The sequence below is a fragment of the Pantoea sp. R102 genome (assembly GCF_004916815.1).
GTDB classification, from domain to species: Bacteria; Pseudomonadota; Gammaproteobacteria; order Enterobacterales; family Enterobacteriaceae; genus Pantoea; species Pantoea dispersa.
In genome coordinates, this window is the sequence record NZ_SDFT01000071.1 from 1 (window position 1) to 3,065 (window position 3,065).

Sequence of the window (3,065 nt, forward strand, 5' to 3'; positions counted from 1 at the left end):
CCTGCTGCGTCGGTTGTTTGACGTTGTAGTCATAGATGCTGACGTTGCGGTAGTCGTTGCTGGCTTTATCCCAGCCAAAGGTTTTCACCAGCTCGCGATCGGCGGCAGCGCGCGAATCCAGCACATCCACCAGTTTGTTATCCAGGGCATATTTAGCGGTATCGCCCTGAACGGCCTGCAGACCGCTGATGATGCCCGCCGCCCCCGGGAACAGCTGCTGCGGCGTGATTTGCCGGTTGGCGGACACCGTGTTGAGGTAGTTCTGCCACAGCTGGCCGACCCAGCGGCCATCAGCATCGCGCGCTTCCGGCGACATATCATCACGCAGGAAAGGTTCAACCGCGGACTTATAGGTGCCGACACGGAACACGTGTGAGCTGACTTTCAGCTTATCCAGCAGGGATTTGTAATACAGGCCGTTGGTGGCGAAACCGTGCAGATCTACCGTGCCCTGCGGGGACAGATAGACCTTCGTGGCGTAGCTGGCGAGATAGTATTGCGCCTGGCTATAGCTGTCGCCGAGGGCAAAAATGGGTTTGCCCGCGTCGCGGAATTCGCGCAGCGCCTTACCCACGTACTGCAGCGAAGGCTGATCGCCGCCGGCAAAATCGCGCAGATCCAGCACCATGCCGGTGATATTTTTATCGCTCTTTGCCTGACGAATCGCATCGACCACATCAAACAACGAGTTTTCCTGCAAACGATCGCTGCTGGCACCCAGCAGCTGGCGGCTGATACGGCTCAGACGATTGCTGACCGACGGTTTGTCCACCAGCACGCCGCTCAGATCGACTTTCAGCGCACCCTGCTGTACTGGTTCACTGCTGCTGGCGCTGGATAGCTGCAGCCAGATGCCGACGCCGGCCAGAATTAACACAATCAGGAACAGATTCAGGATAAATTCCCGGATAAAATTCAGCACCCGCCAGCTCCAGCGGAACAGGCCAGCAATAATTCGCCACAATGTGCGCATAAACTCTCCATATTCACGTAGCCAGGGCAGCCGGTATGCGGTCTGCCCCGATGTCGGATTCATCCTAAAGAGCAGCGTGCGAAAAGTCAGCAGGAAATCGCGCCAGACTGTTACAAAAGATCGCGCTGTGCCAGGATTAGCCCACGCTTTGTTAATCACGGGAGAATCAAGATGGATGCACTGGAATTACTGCTAAACCGTCGTTCAGCGTCGCGCCTGACCGAGCCGGCACCCGCCGGTGAAGTGCTGCAGAATATTCTGCACGCGGGTATGCGCGCACCGGATCACGGCACGCTGCAGCCGTGGCGCTTCATCATTATTGAAAATGAGGGGCGCGAACGCTTCAGTCATCTGCTGGAGCAGGCCGCACGCGACAGCCAGCTGGATGACAAAGCCATTGAGAAGGCCCGGACGTCACCGTTCCGCGCGCCGATGATCATCACCGTTGTCGCACACTGCGAAGCCTCCGCTAAAGTCCCGCGCTGGGAGCAGGTCGTGTCCGCTGGCTGCGCGGTGATGGCGATGCAAATGGCGGCTGTCGCGCAGGGCTTTAACGGCATCTGGCGCAGCGGGCCATGGACCGACCATCCGCAGGTACGCGCCGCCTTTGGCTGCCGCGAGCAGGATGCGATTGTGGGTTTCCTCTACCTCGGAACGCCGCAGCTGAAAGCCAATACCACCGTGGTTGCGCCCGACAGCGAGGCGTTTGTCAGTTATTTCTGACAGACAGCAGCGGGTTTCTGCGGCAAGGTGCATGCAACGACACTGATTGCACAGTCGCTGTGCGAAAGATCGCGCTTAGCGGCGACAGCGCTTACCAGCAGCGGGCAGCCAGGCTAACATAGCCCTCTCTGTTCAGCGCACAAGGAACCCGCCATGAGCGAACCGCTTCGTTTGACGCAATACAGCCACGGCGCTGGCTGCGGCTGTAAAATTTCACCTCAGGTGCTTGAGACCATTCTGCACAGCGAACTGGCTGCCTTTCACGATCCGCGACTGCTGGTCGGCAATGAAACCCGTGACGATGCTGCCGTGTACGATCTTGGTAACGGCACGGCGGTGGTCAGCACCACTGACTTCTTTATGCCCATCGTTGACGATCCGCACACCTTTGGCCGTATCGCGGCCACTAACGCCATCAGTGATATTTACGCCATGGGCGGCAAACCGATCATGGCTATCGCTATTCTCGGCTGGCCGGTTAATGTGCTGGACGCGAAAGTGGCACAGCAGGTGATTGAAGGCGGTCGCGCGGCCTGCCAGGCGGCTGGCATCGCGCTGGCGGGGGGCCACTCAATCGATGCGCCGGAGCCGATTTTTGGCCTTGCCGTTACCGGCATCGTTGACGTGGTGCGCGTGAAAAAGAACAGCGCTGCGCAGGCGGGCTGCGAGCTGTTCCTCACCAAACCGCTTGGCATCGGTATTCTGACTACTGCAGAGAAAAAAGGGCTGCTGCGTGCGGAGCATCAGACGCTGGCGGCGCAGGTGATGTGCCAGCTCAATAGCGCAGGGGCGGAATTTGCTAAACTGCCCGGCGTCAGCGCCATGACCGATGTCACCGGCTTTGGTCTGCTGGGGCACCTGAGTGAAATCTGTCTGGGCTCCGGCCTGCGCGCGCACGTGCAGGCCGCACAGGTACCGCGTCTGCCCGGCGTGGACCAGTACATTGCGGCAGGCGCGGTGCCGGGCGGCACCAGCCGCAACTTCGCCAGCTACGGCGAGCACATTTCTGCCATGGATGAGGCCACGCGCGCACTGCTGTGCGATCCGCAAACTTCCGGCGGGCTGCTGGTGGCGGTGCAGCCTGACGCTATTGCGGCGTTTCACGCGTGCGCCGCGCAGGCTGGCGTTGAGGCCACGGCGATTGGCACACTGCTGCCGGCCGACCGCGCCCATCCACTGATTACTGTAGTCACCTGACGTAAAGGAACGACGCCATTCATGCGTTTGTTTATTGCTGAAAAACCCAGTCTGGCACGCGCCATCGCCGATGTGCTACCCAAACCGCATCGACGTGGCGACGGCTATATTGCCTGTGGTAATGACCAGGTTGTGACCTGGTGTGTCGGGCATCTGCTGGAGCAGGCGCAGC

General features: G+C 59.9%; 4 protein-coding genes. 3 read left to right on the forward strand and 1 reads right to left on the reverse strand.

Features of this window, described 5'->3' with window-relative positions; genetic code table 11:
• On the reverse strand, window positions 1-973 hold a 973-nt coding region (gene sppA, locus ERD80_RS09170; protein WP_136546644.1), incomplete at its 3' end, for a signal peptide peptidase SppA.
• 171 nt (window positions 974-1,144) lie between these two features.
• Between sppA and ERD80_RS09175 the strand changes: the two genes are divergently transcribed.
• The 3 genes from ERD80_RS09175 to ERD80_RS09185 form a co-directional block, all read left to right on the forward strand.
• Window positions 1,145-1,696 (forward strand): NAD(P)H nitroreductase, encoded by a 552-nt coding sequence (locus ERD80_RS09175; protein ID WP_136546646.1) that lies wholly within the window; start codon window positions 1,145-1,147, stop codon window positions 1,694-1,696.
• A 153-nt stretch (window positions 1,697-1,849) separates the two neighbouring features.
• Window positions 1,850-2,893, forward strand: coding sequence for a selenide, water dikinase SelD (gene selD / locus ERD80_RS09180; RefSeq protein WP_136546648.1), 1,044 nt, complete (start codon window positions 1,850-1,852; stop codon window positions 2,891-2,893).
• Window positions 2,894-2,914: 21 nt separating this feature from the next.
• On the forward strand, window positions 2,915-3,065 hold a 151-nt coding region (locus ERD80_RS09185; RefSeq protein WP_136546650.1), incomplete at its 3' end, for a toprim domain-containing protein.